Source organism: Dokdonia sp. Asnod3-C12, from assembly GCF_045063975.1.
Taxonomy (GTDB): domain Bacteria; phylum Bacteroidota; class Bacteroidia; order Flavobacteriales; family Flavobacteriaceae; genus Dokdonia.
Genome location: NZ_JBEFNY010000003.1, coordinates 622,913 through 639,428, shown reverse-complemented (window position 1 = coordinate 639,428; position 16,516 = coordinate 622,913). Strand labels below are relative to the sequence as shown.

The window sequence follows — 16,516 nt, the reverse complement described above, 5'->3', positions numbered from 1 at the left end:
AGCGCAATCCCAAAAATGAGATTGCGCTTTATTAAAATAATATGGGCTTGTATCTACCTAGGTAAACCTTTTAGCAATACAACTTGTGATGCTTGGTTATCCTCGTAAGCACTGTTAGTGTGACCATCAAGCGCTTTAAAATCTTCACTTCTCCAGTAGTGTGGTTGTATGTTTAATAGGAATGTGTTAGGCTCTCCTATTTTATCAGAGATGTCTATAAGAGCACCAAATTCTCCACTTAAACCAGTACTGTTATCATCTGCTAGATCTTGACGTACTACAAGCTCAAGCACCTGCTGTACGTTTGTACCGCTTAAGTCTGACTGATAAATGTATGCAGCATGACCTCTTGAGAAAGAGTTAGGATCCTCTTGTATGTATACAAAGTTCTCTGTAACACAGATGTTATCTGGGCTTTGTAATGCAGCAAGGTTACCGTCTTGGTTATTTGTATCTGTGTTTCCACTTATGATTTGAGTAAGCTTTCCTTCTAGTGGGTTGTTGTCATCAAGAGCGAGTTTATATACAGTTCCCCAGTCGTTGTAAGTTCCCTGTCCTGGTCCGCGTCCTGTTACTGCAAAGAATACATTTCTTCCATTTGCATCAGATCCTTTTTGGTAATCTACATCTTCTACACGCATAAACTGTGCAGCAAATACGTCATTACATGCAGTTTCCATTTCGTTTTTAGTAAGTGCAGCACCATTAGGGATTTCTACAAATTCTACATCATATTCTGCTTGAAAATCTAGAGAAGACTCGTTATAAGAAGTGTTAGGCATAACATCTTGCACACCTCCCATTCCATCAGATACTTGCTTAAAACGTAGTACGTAGATAGAACCTCCAGTAAAATCTGCATCACCAGCAGTAGAGTAGTACATAGCTACTTGTCCCTCAGAGTTACTTGAATCATCATCACCACCTACAATTACAGTAGCGCCAGAATAAGCATCTTTAGGTAGCGGAGTTGCATTTTCCCAAGAAAATTCTCCTAGTGCATCTAGTCCAAAATCTGCTTGTGGTGTTGGAGTAGTTACCCTAGGGTCGATAGCTTTTACATCATAGTTAATACTTTCTGAAGCAGATAAAAAGATATCTTCATCTCCTCCATGTATATCTGCTTCCCACATAGTAGCACTACATTGTCTTGCAAAGTCAGAAACTCCAGAATCTAGTAAGTAATCTCCAGAGATAGGAACTAAATTTTGATCAAAACGGATACGAGCCACTGCATAACTATCTTCACAGTTAGTTACATAAATGTAATCTTCACCATCTACTAAAAATCCAGAACCATCTGCAGATCCTGCAAGTTGAAAATCTCCTCCTATAACATCAGGAGTAGATACTAATGAATATGCTTCTACGTAATTGAATTGCGGTGACATTGCAACTAGTGGTGGCGTTGCAGATTTATCTGAAAATAGTGTAGTTCCCATTTCAAAATCATCACCGTCTTCACCGTCTGCTCCATCTTGTCCATCTGCACCATCCTGTCCATCGATTCCATCTACACCGTTTATACCGTCCATTCCATCTTCGGCATCGTCACAGCTTGTAAAAAGAACACCTGTTCCTGCTATAAATAGCATTGTTAAAAAAATTGACTTTACTTGTTTCATTTTTTGAGTAATTAGTTGATTATTAGAATGGTTTAAAAGTAGTCTCAGAGTAAAAGAGTAAACGTTACCTAATCGTAGCCTTTTTATTAAAAAAGCGTTTATTTTATGTAAAGCCTTAACTGTTTAATAAAACGAGATTTTACATTTAGTTAAAGCAACCTATTAATAAATCTTATATTTTTTAAAGGAAAATGAGAGGCACGCTTTCGCGAAAGCAAAACTAAAAGTGTTGGAAATCAGACCAAAAGGATTTAGGAGCTGTTATTGTGAAAAGGATAAGTACCATATTTTTGTACACACTATTAACATATTATCTCAAAGACAAATGCTAACTTTATAGTAAAAAACTGGCGATGACTACTATATTTCCATTTAGACTAGAACAAGCTTTATCAAAACTATATGCAGCATTTTCTGATGGTAGCTTGCATCCAGGTTGCTGTACAGCCTGTGCAGTAGGAACTATTTGTGACAATAAAGATATGTGGAAGCACATGACAGATGATCACGGGTCGCTTGTCCTCAATTATGTAGGAAAGGTTAATGAGGCTTTCGGTAAACGTTTTTATGGGTATTTACCTAGTGAATTACTCCAGATTGAAGGTGTCTTTTTACGAGCTTGCGGTTATGAGTTACCTATAAGCCGCGGCAGTATGAAACCAACAGATCCACAAGGGGATGAGGTGATGTTTAATGGCATGCGTGCCGTTATACATTACTTGTGCGAGCTAGATGGTGTGGAGGATGTAATGGATATCCAACAGCAGTTTCTTTCTGCTACTGCAGAAAAAAGGGCTTTAAGTGATGTTTAATAAGTATACGCCTAGACAAATAGTAATATAAGCGCAAGCACAATTCCTCCTGCTACAAAGAGCATTCCTTTTCTATAAATAGGGCTTGATGGAATAAACATCCAGAATGAGGATATTACAAAGAAGAGTAAGCTTAGTCCAAAAAAGATATTTAAAAAATATAGTGGATCTCCAGATTTGGCTTTATGGAAGTGAGTAAGCTTATCAAGAATGAAAGGCAATTCTTTTTTAGAATATACAACCGCTCCAGTGGTGCTATTGTACGTTCCCTCTGCAAAGTAAAGGACACCGCCTTCTTCTTTAGTTACCTTAAGTCTCTTATTATTTACAGCTTTAGCTAGTGATGGAGCAGAGAGGTTAGGGTCAAGCGTTTTTTCAATAACAACCGTATTCTTAAAAGTATCTGAGTCTCTAAAGATTAAAACAATTCCACTTATCGCATAAACTGCCATGATTCCTGCTAGAAAGAAGCCTAGGTACCTGTGAAGAATGCGCATTTTAAGTGAAGTAGATTTTTTACGAGCCATGTATCTTGTTTTAGAAGCGAAAGGTATAAAAAACTAAGGATGGGTAAAAGCAGAAGACTTGTTAAAGATTAAAATACTGTTGCCTATGTGTAACGTACTTATGTAAGACAATACGATTTTTAATCTGTTGTAGTATTAATTTTTTCGACATCATTTGCCTTGCGTTCTTCTTCTTTTTCTACAAATTTCTTATGTTCAAGGTGAGCGTAATGATCCTTCTTACGATTATAGATACTTTTTATACCATCAGATTTCCCATAGAGTGTTACTTCATCATGTGGTAACATTTTAAAATTACCCGATGGAGAGCCAAAATAGCCTGTACCTTCTCTTTCTACACCTAAGACCGTAATACCTTCTTCTCGTAAGTCTAATTCTTGTAGTGTACGATTGCACATCCATCCATCTGTGTCTACGGTCGCTTTTATAATTTTAAAATTGTCCTTAAGATGTAATACAGCTGCATAATCTTGAACCTCTAGATCTGTATACTTTTTAAGCATCCTATTAATCACTTTAGATAAACCGCGATTAACCCATTTACTACGTATTCCGAACCATAGTAGTAGAATACCGCCCACAATGATTAAAAACCCATAAAATCGAGAAGCATTAGATTCTGGTAATACGAAGGTGAGGATCAATGATGACATCGCCGTAACAATACCTGCATTACCTATGAGCATTAAGTTGTAAATAATCTTACGGCGCACAGGGTGATTCATGATATTTTCTGTTTCCTCCGAACTTATGCCGGCACCAGTATAAGCAGATCGCGATTGAAACTTGGCACTTTCTTCTGAGAGACCAGTGTGTACTAGTGCGATAGTAGAAATTTTAGTAATCAACACAGAGATGGTGATGATAAGAAAAAGAGAAAAAGCTGCAATCATATGTGGTAATTCTAGAAGTTACAAAGCTAGTTATTTATTGTAATCATCATACAAAAACATGAGGTCAAGCAAGTACTATTTATGCCAGACTATTAAGGTAAAAGGCAATGACCAGACCTAGAGCAGTTGCAATGCCAGTCCAGTATTTATCTTCCTTAAAAGCTTTTGGAAATACTTCAATAGCGAGTGAGGCTACAACTGCACCTCCTGCAAAGCATCGTATGTTATTGAGAATATCTTTTGATACATTTTCTAGAAAAAAGTAGCCTATAAGTGCTGCTGCAGAAAGTAGTAAGGCTGTTCCCGTCCATAATATGAGAATCGTCTTTTTTGACCTACCATCTTCTTTCATTTCTTTTGCTCCACCTGCGGCTTCGGGAAGGTTTGATAATAAAATAGATCCTGAGAGTGCTGCTACAGCAAGTGGGTCTGCGCTTATAAGTGCAACACCTAGCGCTAAGTTTTCAGGAAGTCCGTCTAGGGTTATGGCTGCTAGAAGACCTGCGCCTCCGCTTTTTGAGCTCCACTTTTCTTTTACATAAAAATCTAAACCTGTAAATACTAAAGCCCCTATAAAAACAAATAGTAGTGGTAACAATACATCACCATCCTCCATTGCTGGTTCTATAAGCTCTAATACTGCAGATACGATGAGTGCTCCTCCAGCAAGTGCAATGAGAAATCCTTCTGTATTTTTCGATAGTTTGCCATACAAACCCCACAGTGCGCCAGCAATGAGTGACATAGAAACGACAAATACAACAAGGATAGTAATAAGCATGATGGAAAAGATATTTTGGCTTTAAGCCAACTAAAAATTTTTAAATCTATGTACGCCAGTATGCGATTATGAGGCTGTTTTATTAGTTCGCTTAAAATAATCGATTACGTGAAGGCTCGTAAGTCCGTGAATGAGAATACTAAAGAGAACTACGTAACTTATAATCCCAAATAGCTCGTCATACTCTGTGAAATCGCCGTGTATCAAGGCATAACTAAGATAAAAGAAACTCCCTATGCCGCGTATTCCAAAGAAACTAATAGCCCACTTTTTTGCCCTTGAAAAGTTTGTGGTAAGCATAGCGAGATACCCGAAAATAGGGCGCAACACGAGTACAATAACTAGACTCGCTATGATACCGTCTACATCTGTATATGATAAAATACCTGAAACCAAAGCACCACCAAAAAAGATGGTCCACAGTGCGACTAGTAATTTTTCTGTCTCCTCTGCAAAGTGCAGCATGGAGGTATTTACATTATCGTCTGCAGATTTGCCGCAGTGATATTGCATAAAAACGCCAGTAGCAAACACACTTAAAAAGCCGTAGGTGCTCAGTATTTCTCCTAGGCCATAGGAGAAGAATGTGAGTGCGACCGCAATAAAGCCATTGAGTATATATTTTTGATGTTCTTTACTGTGATAGTGTACCACCCAGCTGTATATAAACCCTATCAAGGCGCCTACTAGTAGACCGCCTATAATTTTAAACAAGAAATAATAACTTATAAAGTGTAACCAATCTATTTCTTGAAAACTACTAGCCTCGCTCCATAAAATCGCTAAGAACACAAATGGAAATGCAAACCCATCATTGATTCCAGCCTCTGCAGTAAGCGTGTACCGTAAGCCTGTATTTCTTTCTTCTAAATCCTGGCGCTCTTCTAGTTGTAACTCACTAGCGAGCACAGGGTCTGTAGGAGCAAGCACTGCTGCTAGTAGTAAAGAAACGGGGCCATTGAGTCCTAGTAAATAGTGAGCAATGGCAAAGATGGCAATCATGCATAAAGGCATTGTAATCGCTACGAGCGATAACGGTTTTTTCCAGTCACTCCACTTATAACTCGTGCCTATTTTGAGCCCTGCTGTCATAAGACTTATAATCACAATAACTTCACTTACAATCTTACCTGTTTCTAATTCCCATAGCGGATCTGGCCAAGGTAAAGGAGCGCCCGCAAAAAATAATATCATACCTAATAGTAGTAGCGGTATGATATAAGTGATTTTTATTTTTTTTGAATACACAGGAATAAACGCCATAAGCGAGATGGCAAAACCTGTGCATGCTAGCGCAACAAAATAAGGATGGGTTTCTACGATTAACGCCATAAGGCTAGTTGTTTTTATTATTTACTCTAGTTCTTTCCTCAAGAACCGCAGGAGGAGGTATAGGTGCCAGTCTATGTTTTTCAATCTCCTTTTGGTTCATATTTATTTTCATCTGGAGTTCTCTGATTTCAATGGCGAGATACTCTTGATATGCATTTATCACCTCTTCTTTTGTTTTATAAACCTTTCCTTGATGTCCTTCTATTCTCAAAAAATCATGTTCATCTATAGAGATTTTAGAAGCAAAATGTTGCTTTATCTCTTTTAAACTATTGACAAGAAATTGCTTTTCTAGTTGGTCTACGGTGGTATCGCAATCATTACACGGAGCATTCAATACGCGTGTTAAACGATCTTGATCTTCAAAATAATCAAGCACATTATTGAGCTTCTCAGATGGTCGAGGGACGGCTTCTGTAGATATCTTAAATGAAACGCCTGGTTTTTTTGTTTTCTCACGCTGAGAAAAAGCTGTGGTAGCGATACATAGTACTAAGAGTGTAGTTGTTATTTTCATAATAATGCAATAGTTAAATGAGTGCTTTTAGAATATCAAGTACGCTCAAGAAGCATATAATATGGAAAGAAGATACTACTTTTCTGCTTTATCGTTCGTTTTTTTTAATAATCAGAATGCGTGATAGCTATTATTTAAGAAGTGGTCAATGCGTCACGGCAGTCAGTTTTGCTCTATTTCGGTTTCAATTGTGATATCAAATGCTGCACCTGATGCGAGCGCTTTATAAGAACCTTTTTTAGTGATGTCGATACTTTCATCTTCACTATCTGGAAGTCCTAACCACGGTTCAATACACACATAATCTGCAGCGGGTTTTGACCATAAAGCAAGGTTTGGGTAATCCTTAAAGCGCACGATAACACCTTTCTTTTTATCTTTTTTACGCAGTCGTACCCAGTCATAATTAATGTCTGTAAAGATGAGGGCATCTTCATTAAAGATTGTTTCTGAGAGTGGTAATTGGCCGTTATCAGTTTTAATAGGTCGTTTTTCAGGAGATAATAATCCACTATTTCCTAGCGTGCGAGACTCAAGATTAAGTGGCTCTGGAAACTCAATGACATAATCAGATAGTGCAGTATGCTCATCAAGCGGGCAAGCATAAGCAGTGTGACCACCACATGCAAAATGCATAGGCACGGTATCATTATTTGTAACCGTATAGGTCATTAACAATCGATACTCAACAAGGGTAAAGCTTACGCGAAAATGGAACGTATATGGATACTGTCGTAATGTTTCATCAGAACTTGTGAGCGTAAAAGAACAACTAGACGCGTCTTGTTGCTGAAAATCCAGCTGCTCATTATTTCTTATAATTCCATGCTTAGTCATAGCATAGTCTTCTCCATTAAAAACAATCTTGTTCTCCTTGATATTACCAATAGCAGGAAACAACACTGGCGAACTACTTCCCCAAACTGAAGAATCTATCTGCCAGATGTATTCTTCACCAGTCTCCTTATTAATTAAGGAACGTATTTCTGCACCTTTTGAAGTAACGGTACAGATGAGGTTTTCGTTTTGTATGGTGTGGAGCATGGTTGAGTGTGTAGAGTTTGCGGAATAAAGTTAGGTAATTAATAAATTCCGAGTCTGAGTTTTTTCCTTTATAAGGACGTATGTGGGGTGTTCTAGATTACTATTACCCTTTAAAATAAACTATCGGGATACTTTTCTACTTCCACATGTGACTGTTCATCTTTTGCTGTTTCTAGCTGTTTAATAATAGATTTGGTTTCTCTAAATTGTTGAGCTTCGATGCTTTTTATAAAATTTACCTCTTTATCATATTTTTTAATGATTACCTGCTCGATTTCATCTAACGACACTCTAAAATATTCTTTCCTGTAGTTAACTTTATTAATGCGTCGATCATTAAATTCTCTATGTAGTAGGTTTTCTAATTCAGGTGCATTTTCTGAAAAAATCATCGCGTGTAAATCAAATGTAAATGGAACAGATGCATCTCCTAGTTCTTTAACTCTATCCATTGGCTCAAGGCGTCTTGTCATTCCAATTTTATAAACGTTTTCTCCAAATGAACCTAGATTAGATATTATATAAACGTGTCCAGATTTAGTTTCTTGTGCTCTTGAAATTGCTCTTTCCTTTGCTTCGTGTGCCTCTTTTAAATTCTCTTCCAATTGTGCTATTTGAGAATTCAATTCAATTAGTTTTTTCCCACTTACTAATCCTAGATCCATTCTAGCACGTTCCAAAGCTTTTTGAAAACGTTTTTCTTCTACCTCCGCTTCTTTCCTTGCTTTTTCAAACTCTCTTCTAGCTCTTTCTTCTTCTCGCTGTTCTTCTCTAATTGCTCGTGCTTCTTCTTTTTCTTGATACTTTTTATGGGCTAACTCATAAACTAAATGAAGTTCGTCTAATTTTAATTTTAAATACTCGTCGGTTATATAGGTGTTGTTAGATTTTCCTAGTTTGTTAATTGCATTAAAGGCTTTTTTAATTCGCTCTTCAAAGCGCTTTACATTATTCCATCGCACTTTTGAGATTAATGAATCACATTCTCCATTAAATGCTCTTAAAGTTAAATTAATATATCTCCTCGTCATTATTTCGCCTTGTTTTCGGCTATTTCCTACAGTCCATTCCGTATCACAAATACAAGCATTTCCAGATTTTATAAGTTGTTTTTGTTTTGTTACAATTTGTGTAATTTTCTCTTTATAATTTTCTGAAGATTCCAAATCAAAAATAGGTTCATAAATTCCTAATTCAACAAACTCTAAATCGTTCTGATAGAGTTTGATGTCTTGTTCTAACAAATCAAAGACTGATTTTGCATTAACAAATTTGTCATTTAATTCGGATGCGTAAGATTGGATTTCCGCAAATTCAATATTTTTAGAATTTATTTCATTCTCAATTGAAATAATCCCATTAAATCTTTCTAAATCAGAACTAAGCTTGCTGTTTTCTTCTATTTTTTTAGACAGTTCTAACTTTTCGTTTTCAATAAGAACATTCAGTTTTGCTTTTTCTTTCCTGTGCTGTTTGAGTATAAAGAAGAATGTAATTCCTGAAATTAAAATTGTGAGTATAAAGGCTATTGTCATTTTCTTTTATTTTTTTATTAAAGCCAATCTACAAAACCAAATCCAACCCCAAGTACGGTAATCCCCATTCTAAAACTACAGTTTTTCAACTTTTATGCACAATTTTAATCGGCTGTATCCTCTGTTTATATGAATGGAGAAGGTGGTTAGAGAATCAAGTTTTCGCGAAAGCGTAAAATTTTAAGATATAATTAGCATTTATACTACAAGACACCTTAACATAAATTCTGATATTATACTGCTTTTAATAATTATATGTTAAAAACGCAATAAAACAAACAATTCAATAAAACCTAAGACCTTATGAAAAGACGAAATTTTGTCCAACTCGCTGGTATGGGAGCAGGTGCCTTAATGGTGCCATCGATGATGCTGGGAAACAATATCCCAACAGAAGCACTGCTCGAACCAGGAATGGACGTACTGCTTAAAAAACAAATGGCAGATGTCGCCCTTAATACGGCAAAAGGTTTAGGTGCTTCATATGCAGATGCTAGAATAGGGAGATACCTAAACCAGTTTGTGCGCACACGTGAAGATAAAGTGCAAGGCGTTGTAAATACCGAATCTTTTGGGATAGGGATACGCGTGATTGCAAATGGTACTTGGGGTTTTGCATCTACTAATGATGTAACGCCAGATGGTATCCAGAAGGCAACAGAGCAAGCAGTAGCAATTGCTAAGGCTAACTCAAAATTTCAAACCAACCCAGTAGTGCTAGCTCCAGAAGCTTCTTATGGAGAGGTGAGCTGGAAAACGCCTATTAAAAAAGACTTTAAAGAAGTGCCTGTATCTGAGAAGGTAGAGCTGTTGCTTACGGCAAATGCTGCTGCGCAGTCTAGTGGTGCAAACTTTGTAAACTCTGCACTCTTTATGGTAAATGAGCAAAAGTATTTTGCCTCTACCGAAGGGTCATATATTGATCAGGATGTGCACCGTATCTGGCCTACATTTGGCGTGACGGCTGTAGGTGGTGGTAAGTTTAAAACCCGCCAGGCTATGAGTGCTCCTATGGGACTTGGCTATGAATATTTAGATGGTCTTGAGTCAGAAAAACTAGAAGGTCCGCAAGGATTAAAATTATATAGAAATAGCTACGATATTATAGAAGATGCTGCCATGGCGGCAAAGCAGGCTAAAGAAATGCTTACGGCAAAGTCTGTAGATGCTGGTAAATATGATCTTGTACTAGAGCCTAATCACTTAGGTCTTACCATTCACGAGTCTGTAGGTCACCCTACGGAGCTAGATCGTGTACTTGGGTATGAGGCAAACTATGCAGGAACAAGCTTTGCAACCATAGATAAGTGGAAGTCTAAAAACTTTAAATATGGTAGTGACCTTGTAAACATTGTAGCAGATAAGCAACAAGTGGGATCACTAGGAGCTGTAGGCTGGGATGATGAAGGTGTAAAAACCAAGCAATGGGATATCATACGTAATGGTGTGCTGGTAAATTACCAGGCGATACGTGACCAAGTACAAATGATAGATCAGAACGAATCTCATGGATGTTGTTATGCGCAAAGTTGGAACGATGTACAGTTCCAGCGTATGCCTAATATCTCCCTAGAGCCAGGTAAAGAGCCGTATTCTATTAATGATATGATTAAAGATGTAGAAAAAGGAATCTATATCGCGGGTCGTGGATCTTATTCTATAGACCAGCAGCGATATAACTTCCAGTTTGGTGGTACCATGTATTACGAGATTAAGGATGGAAAAATAGTTGGGATGCTTAATGATGTAGCATACCAATCTAATACACAAGAGTTCTGGAATTCTTGTGCAAAAATATGTGATCAGAGTGACTACCGTCTCTTTGGATCATTCTTCGACGGGAAAGGGCAGCCTTCACAAGTGAGCGCAGTATCACATGGAAGTGCCACAACACGATTTAATGATATTAATGTGATCAATACGGGTCGTAACGTTTAATCGTCAATTTTTAAAGAAGAAACACAATGGGAATATTTTCAAAAGAAGAGGCAAAAAAAGTGATGGAGAAAGCAATGAGCTTCTCTACTGCAGATGCCTGCGTTATAAATTTAGGCGGTAGCGAGAGTGGTAACATACGTTATGCACGTAACTCTGTTTCTACCTCAGGACACCAGTCTAACCAAAGTCTTGCGGTCACTGCAAGTTTTGGTAAAAAATCAGGTACAGCAACCATAGACGAGTTTGATGATGCGTCACTAGAAAAAGTGGTAAAACGTGCAGAGGAGCTTGCAAAGCTTGCTCCAGAAAACCCTGAGTTTATGCAGCCACTAGGGCCGCAAACGTATGACGAGTCTAAAACGTATGTAGAAGCTACGGCAAATATGACTCCAGAGTACAGAGCACAAGTAGCAGAGAGCAGTATACAACCTGCCAAAGCAAATGATGTAACAGCAGCTGGATTTCTAGATGGTGGTGCAGGCTTTAGCGCGATGATGAATTCTAACGGATTGTTTGCTTATAACAAGTCGACTAACGTTGAGTTTACAGTAACCATGCGATCTAACGATGGTACGGGTTCTGGATGGGTTACAAGAGATTTTAATGATGTGTCAAAATTTGACGCAGCAGAAGCTTCGAAAGTTGCTATTGATAAGGCAGTAATGTCTCGCGAGGCAAAAGCAATCGAGCCAGGTAAGTACACCGTAATCCTTGAGCCATCTGCTGGATTAGGACTACTAGAAGGCTTAGGTCGTTCTATAAGTGCACGATCTGCAGATGAGGGAAGAAGCTTTATGTCTAAAGAAGGTGGAGGCACTAAGATGGGTGTCAAAATTGTAGATGAGCGTGTAAACCTATGGTCAGACCCACTCAATGAAGAAGTGCCAGCAGGTACTTGGAACGGAGAAGGACAGCCGCTTAAAAAGACAAGCTGGATAGAAAATGGAGTGGTAAAAAACCTTGCTTATGATCGTTTCTGGGCACAAGAAAAAGGCGTAGAGCCAGTCCCTTTTCCCAGTAATTTTATCATGGGCGGTGGTGATGCATCTCTAGAAGATCTTATCAAGTCTACAAAGAAAGGAATCCTCGTTACAAGACTATGGTACATACGTTCTGTAGATCCTCAAACGCTATTATACACAGGTCTAACCCGCGATGGAACTTTTTATATTGAGAACGGAAAAATCAAGTATCCTGTAAAGAACTTCCGCTTTAATGAGAGTCCTATTATTATGCTTAATAATCTGGAAACTCTTGGCAAGCAAGTGCGCGTAGATGGTAGTTTAATCCCGTATATGAAAATACGTGACTTTACTTTTACCAGTCTTTCAGATGCTGTATAAAAACGTATAAATTATATAAAACTGGTTATCACAAAAGTGGTAGCCAGTTTTTATTTTAGGTTCGCTTTCGCGAAAGCGTGAGTGGAATGAAACAATGTCAATAAATCATGAAATTTAATACTACGATACCTAAAAAGTTATCTCCATTTTATGAAGATGAACTTAGAGCTTATAGCAAAGCTTATCGTGCAGGTGATTTACAGCTTGCTTGGAACCATCTTGAACGCGCACATATTATTGGACAACGTTATCCTTATAATCATACATACGTTCACTGGAAAATGTTGCAATTTGGTGTACGCATAAAAAGTTCTAAAGAAGTGATAGGCCAAATTCCACGTTTAGTAGTAGGCGGTGTAAAATCCTTTGTTGGGAAGATACCGGTAGGTAATCCTGGCGGAGCCAATGTTGCTCCATTACAAGCATTTCCTATAGAGGTGGAAATACAAAATATATTCAAAAAAGCTGGAGTAAGCGTTTTGTAAAAGATGAATAGTAACTTATAATGAATAACAAATTCTTCTTTACGCGTTTACAATACGAATCTGGAGACTGGGACGTAGATCAGCGTATGCCTTCTAATTTGCTCAACTCATTGGTGGAATACACCACCTTACCTGTAAATACTACAGAGAATATTATCTCACTAGCGAGCGATGAGATTTTTAAATGTCCGTTTTGTTACATCTCAGGACATAAGCTCGTACAGTTTACAAAGAAGGAAAAAGAGAATTTTAAAAAATATATAGAAAACGGAGGTTTTGTTTTTGCAGATGACTGCAATCACGATATCGACGGATTATTTGCCAAATCATTTGAACGCCAGATGGAAGACATTTTTGGTCAAGATGTACTCAAAAAAATACCTAACGATCACGAGATTTATAACGTTTTCTTTGAGTTTGAAGACGGTCCACCCACCACAAGTCAAGAACTAAACGGTTGGGGAGATGACCTCGTACATGAATACCTAAAAGCCATTGAGGTCAATGGAAGAATAGGAGTACTGTACAGCAACAAAGATTACGGCTGCGAGTGGGACTATGATTTTAGAAATAAACGTTGGTATAAAATTGATAATACAAAATTTGGAGTGAATATCGTGATGTATGCATTAACATCATAAATCACCAACATCTCCCTGACTCCCTCTTCAAAGAGGGACACTGTTGCGAGAAGAGTTTGCTTTTGCTTCGCAAAAAGCAACATAAAATTCCCCTCTTCGAAGAGGGGTTAGGGGAGATGTTTTACAGGAGTGGCTAAGAGTAGGAGTACAATATTGAAAAGAACAACCAAACATAGAATTTTCCCACCCTTCAGGGCGGGGAAAGAAAATTCGGAATGTAGAAGAAATAAAATTCACCAACATCTCCCTGATTCCCTCTTCAAAGAGGGACACTGTTGCGAAGAAATGTTGTTTTTGCTTTGCAAAAAGCAACATAAAAGTTCCCCTCTTCGAAGAGGGGTTAGGGGAGATGTTTTACAGGAGAAGCTAAGATGAAGAGAATATAAATATTGAAAAAAGTAACCAAGCCCAGAATTTTCCCACCCTTCAGGGTCGGGGAAGGAAAATTTGGAAAGAGAAAGTAAACAGCCAACATCTCCCTGACTCCCTCTTCAAAGAGGGACACTGTTGCGAGAAGAAGTTGTTTTGCTTTGCAAAAAGCAACTTTAGAAGTTCCCCTCTTCGAAAAGGGGTTAGGGGAGATGTTTTACAGGAGTAGCTAAGATGAAGAGAATAAAATTTAAAAGATAACCAAACATAGAATTTTCCCACCCTTCAGGGCGGGGAGAGGAAAATTCAGAAAGAGAAAGTAAACAGCCAACATCTCCCTGACTCCCTCTTCGAAGAGGGAGACTGTTGCGAAGAAAAGTTGTTTTGCTTCGCAAAAAGCAACTTAAAAAGTTCCCCTCTTCGAAGAGGGGTTAGGGGAGATGTTTTGCAGGCGTGGCTAAGAGCAAGAGAATGATGTTTTTAAGGAGAAGCTAATAATAGGAATATAAAATTCGCCAACATCTCCCTGACTCCCTCTTCAAAGAGGGACACTGTTGCGATAAGAAGTTGTTTTTGCTTTGCAAAAAGCAACTTAAAAAGTTCCCCTCTTCGAAGAGGGGTTAGGGGAGATGTTTTGCAGGAGTGGCTAAAAGTAAGAGTACAATATTGAAAAGAACAACCAAGTCCAGAATTTTCCACCCTTCAGGGTTGGGGAGAGAAAATTTGGAACAGAGATTTAATAAGGTAACACTATGAATAACACACTAACCGAATTACAACAAGAAGTAACCACACTCACTGGAAAGCTTAAGGATCTTAAGAAAGAGATCGCAAAGGTGATTATAGGACAGGAGGAAACGGTAGAGCAATTGCTTATTACGTTTCTTGCTGGTGGCCATGCCTTGTTAGAAGGAGTTCCGGGGCTTGCAAAAACGTTGATGATTCGCACCTTGTCACAGGCGATAGACTTGAATTTTAAACGTATCCAATTTACCCCAGATTTAATGCCTTCAGATATTATTGGAACAGAAATTCTGGAAGAAGATCAGGCTACGGGTAAAAAGTTTTTCGAGTTCAAGAAGGGACCTATTTTTGCAAATATCATTCTAGCAGATGAGATTAACCGTACACCGCCAAAAACACAAGCTGCATTACTAGAAGCAATGCAGGAATTTGAGGTGACCTATTCTGGAAAAACCTATAGTCTTGAGCGTCCATTTTTTATTCTTGCCACCCAAAATCCTATTGAGCAATCGGGTACATTTCCATTACCGGAAGCACAGCAGGATCGTTTTTTGTTTTACATCAAAATAGGATATCCAACGGCAGCAGAGGAAACTCATATTTTAAAAAGTACTACGAGTGGTATTAAGCAGACAGTACATCCTGTACTCACGGGAGCAGATATTTTACGATTACAACAACTCGTAAGAGAGGTGCCTATAAGCGATAATCTTATCGATTTTGTAAGTACGATAGTACGTGCGACTAGACCAGAAACCACCACAAACGACTATGTGAAACAATGGGTAGGCTGGGGCGCAGGCCCCAGAGCAGGGCAGGCAATGATCCTTACAGCAAAAGCTAGAGCGCTCTCACAAGGGAGAATGGCAGTAACACTAGAAGACATTAAAAATGTGGCATTACCAGTATTGCGTCATAGACTGATCGTCAACTTCAAGGCAGAGGCCGAAGGGATCACATCAGACCAAGTAACAACTCACTTACTTAAAGAAATAAACTTAGCTTAATCACCATAATAGCAGCAAAGAATACTATGCCAAAAGACGATTACAAATCGCTACTTAAACCCGATGTAATAAACAGTGTTTCTGGACTGTCTATTATCTCACGGGTGATTGTAGACGGGTATTTGTCTGGACTCAATAAAAGTAGGCGAGTAGGTGCCGGATTAGAATTTAGTCAGTATCGAGGGTATGAGCCTGGTGATGACCTCAGGTTACTAGACTGGAAAATGCTTGCTCGTTCTGGTAGATATTACATCAAGCAGTCAGAGATAGATACTCATATCTCTGTGAGATTTATAGTAGACGCAAGTATGTCTATGCTTCATAAGGAAGATGATATTTCAAAAATCGAGTATGCAAATGTACTAGTGGCAAGTCTTGCACACCTAGCACAAACGCAAGGCGATGCGATAGGCTTACTTACGGTAAATAATCAAAGGTTAGAAGCACTGCAACCAGCTATTGGGAAGCAACATTTTAATAGGTTTCTATACCAATTATTGCAATTAAAAAATCAAGGATCTTGGCCTAAACAGTTGGCAAGTGAGAAGCTCCATAATCGTAGTCATAAGGATCTCATATTTTTTATCACAGATTTTTATGAAAAGGACGAGGAAATTATAACAATGATTAAACAGCTTAAAACTGCCAGAAACGAAGTCGCAGTGTTGCATTTGCTAGGTAAGAGCGAACTAGAATTTGATTACAAAGGACAAGTGATTTTTGAAGATCTTGAAACTAGAGCTAAAGTAAAGGTAAACGCAAAAGATGCAAAATCTACTTATTTACAAGCGCTAGAGCAATCTATGAAAACTATTAAGGAAGCGCTACTTGCAAGTGGTATAGACTATGAGTTATTTTCACTAGAAGACCATATTGGCGAAGCGCTACACTTATTTCTCAAAAAACGTAGCAATATTTTTTGA

The 16,516-nt window shown here is 38.1% G+C and carries 15 protein-coding genes; 7 read left to right on the top strand and 8 right to left on the bottom strand.

Annotated features, from left to right (window positions below; all coding sequences use genetic code 11):
- Positions 1-53: 53 nt before the first annotated feature.
- Positions 54-1,625, bottom strand: coding sequence for a hypothetical protein (locus tag ACJJVW_RS02895; protein WP_405250709.1), 1,572 nt, complete (start codon positions 1,623-1,625; stop codon positions 54-56).
- A gap of 353 nt (positions 1,626-1,978) precedes the next feature.
- On the opposite strand from ACJJVW_RS02895, the gene ACJJVW_RS02890 reads away from it, so the two are divergent.
- Positions 1,979-2,437, top strand: coding sequence for a Na(+)-translocating NADH-quinone reductase subunit F (locus ACJJVW_RS02890; protein ID WP_405250708.1), 459 nt, complete (start codon positions 1,979-1,981; stop codon positions 2,435-2,437).
- An 11-nt stretch (positions 2,438-2,448) separates the two neighbouring features.
- Here ACJJVW_RS02890 and ACJJVW_RS02885 read toward each other — a convergent pair whose 3' ends face one another.
- From ACJJVW_RS02885 to ACJJVW_RS02855, 7 genes are all read right to left on the bottom strand, one after another.
- Positions 2,449-2,964 (bottom strand): PepSY domain-containing protein, encoded by a 516-nt coding sequence (locus tag ACJJVW_RS02885; RefSeq protein ID WP_144784783.1) that lies wholly within the window; start codon positions 2,962-2,964, stop codon positions 2,449-2,451.
- A 119-nt stretch (positions 2,965-3,083) separates the two neighbouring features.
- Positions 3,084-3,857, bottom strand: coding sequence for a TrkA C-terminal domain-containing protein (locus tag ACJJVW_RS02880; RefSeq protein ID WP_298328488.1), 774 nt, complete (start codon positions 3,855-3,857; stop codon positions 3,084-3,086).
- Positions 3,858-3,936: 79 nt separating this feature from the next.
- Entirely contained in the window at positions 3,937-4,638 is a 702-nt protein-coding gene (locus ACJJVW_RS02875; RefSeq protein WP_405250707.1) for a ZIP family metal transporter, read from the bottom strand.
- A 66-nt stretch (positions 4,639-4,704) separates the two neighbouring features.
- Positions 4,705-5,970: a cation:proton antiporter gene (locus tag ACJJVW_RS02870; protein WP_405223300.1), complete on the bottom strand. Its 1,266-nt coding sequence runs from the start codon at positions 5,968-5,970 to the stop codon at positions 4,705-4,707.
- Between the two features lie 4 nt (positions 5,971-5,974).
- Positions 5,975-6,487 (bottom strand): hypothetical protein, encoded by a 513-nt coding sequence (locus ACJJVW_RS02865; protein WP_405250706.1) that lies wholly within the window; start codon positions 6,485-6,487, stop codon positions 5,975-5,977.
- 162 nt (positions 6,488-6,649) lie between these two features.
- On the bottom strand, positions 6,650-7,531 hold the full coding sequence (locus tag ACJJVW_RS02860) for an aldose 1-epimerase family protein (protein ID WP_405250705.1): 882 nt from the start codon (positions 7,529-7,531) through the stop codon (positions 6,650-6,652).
- Between the two features lie 110 nt (positions 7,532-7,641).
- Complete coding sequence (locus ACJJVW_RS02855; protein ID WP_405250704.1) at positions 7,642-9,066, bottom strand: DUF4041 domain-containing protein; 1,425 nt, start codon at positions 9,064-9,066, stop codon at positions 7,642-7,644.
- 303 nt (positions 9,067-9,369) lie between these two features.
- On the opposite strand from ACJJVW_RS02855, the gene ACJJVW_RS02850 reads away from it, so the two are divergent.
- From ACJJVW_RS02850 to ACJJVW_RS02825, 6 genes are all read left to right on the top strand, one after another.
- Entirely contained in the window at positions 9,370-11,004 is a 1,635-nt protein-coding gene (locus ACJJVW_RS02850) for a TldD/PmbA family protein (RefSeq protein WP_405250703.1), read from the top strand.
- A 26-nt stretch (positions 11,005-11,030) separates the two neighbouring features.
- Positions 11,031-12,347, top strand: a complete 1,317-nt coding sequence (locus tag ACJJVW_RS02845) for a TldD/PmbA family protein (RefSeq protein WP_339847678.1) — start codon at positions 11,031-11,033, stop codon at positions 12,345-12,347.
- Between the two features lie 107 nt (positions 12,348-12,454).
- Complete coding sequence (locus ACJJVW_RS02840; RefSeq protein ID WP_405250702.1) at positions 12,455-12,832, top strand: DUF3703 domain-containing protein; 378 nt, start codon at positions 12,455-12,457, stop codon at positions 12,830-12,832.
- Positions 12,833-12,852: 20 nt separating this feature from the next.
- A complete protein-coding gene (locus tag ACJJVW_RS02835; protein WP_405250701.1) occupies positions 12,853-13,473 on the top strand; it encodes a DUF4159 domain-containing protein in 621 nt (206 codons plus the stop codon).
- Between the two features lie 1,121 nt (positions 13,474-14,594).
- On the top strand, positions 14,595-15,593 hold the full coding sequence (locus tag ACJJVW_RS02830) for an AAA family ATPase (protein ID WP_405250700.1): 999 nt from the start codon (positions 14,595-14,597) through the stop codon (positions 15,591-15,593).
- Between the two features lie 26 nt (positions 15,594-15,619).
- Entirely contained in the window at positions 15,620-16,516 is an 897-nt protein-coding gene (locus tag ACJJVW_RS02825; protein WP_298328466.1) for a DUF58 domain-containing protein, read from the top strand.

Excerpts from the sequence above, each read along its gene's own strand:
- ACJJVW_RS02895 (WP_405250709.1), bottom strand. The coding sequence starts at position 1,625 with ATGAAACAAGTAAAGTCAATTTTTTTAACAATGCTATTTATAGCAGGA.
- ACJJVW_RS02890 (WP_405250708.1), top strand. The coding sequence starts at position 1,979 with ATGACTACTATATTTCCATTTAGACTAGAACAAGCTTTATCAAAACTA.
- ACJJVW_RS02885 (WP_144784783.1), bottom strand. The coding sequence starts at position 2,964 with ATGGCTCGTAAAAAATCTACTTCACTTAAAATGCGCATTCTTCACAGG.
- ACJJVW_RS02880 (WP_298328488.1), bottom strand. The coding sequence starts at position 3,857 with ATGATTGCAGCTTTTTCTCTTTTTCTTATCATCACCATCTCTGTGTTG.
- ACJJVW_RS02875 (WP_405250707.1), bottom strand. The coding sequence starts at position 4,638 with ATGCTTATTACTATCCTTGTTGTATTTGTCGTTTCTATGTCACTCATT.
- ACJJVW_RS02870 (WP_405223300.1), bottom strand. The coding sequence starts at position 5,970 with ATGGCGTTAATCGTAGAAACCCATCCTTATTTTGTTGCGCTAGCATGC.
- ACJJVW_RS02865 (WP_405250706.1), bottom strand. The coding sequence starts at position 6,487 with ATGAAAATAACAACTACACTCTTAGTACTATGTATCGCTACCACAGCT.
- ACJJVW_RS02860 (WP_405250705.1), bottom strand. The coding sequence starts at position 7,531 with ATGCTCCACACCATACAAAACGAAAACCTCATCTGTACCGTTACTTCA.
- ACJJVW_RS02855 (WP_405250704.1), bottom strand. The coding sequence starts at position 9,066 with ATGACAATAGCCTTTATACTCACAATTTTAATTTCAGGAATTACATTC.
- ACJJVW_RS02850 (WP_405250703.1), top strand. The coding sequence starts at position 9,370 with ATGAAAAGACGAAATTTTGTCCAACTCGCTGGTATGGGAGCAGGTGCC.
- ACJJVW_RS02845 (WP_339847678.1), top strand. The coding sequence starts at position 11,031 with ATGGGAATATTTTCAAAAGAAGAGGCAAAAAAAGTGATGGAGAAAGCA.
- ACJJVW_RS02840 (WP_405250702.1), top strand. The coding sequence starts at position 12,455 with ATGAAATTTAATACTACGATACCTAAAAAGTTATCTCCATTTTATGAA.
- ACJJVW_RS02835 (WP_405250701.1), top strand. The coding sequence starts at position 12,853 with ATGAATAACAAATTCTTCTTTACGCGTTTACAATACGAATCTGGAGAC.
- ACJJVW_RS02830 (WP_405250700.1), top strand. The coding sequence starts at position 14,595 with ATGAATAACACACTAACCGAATTACAACAAGAAGTAACCACACTCACT.
- ACJJVW_RS02825 (WP_298328466.1), top strand. The coding sequence starts at position 15,620 with ATGCCAAAAGACGATTACAAATCGCTACTTAAACCCGATGTAATAAAC.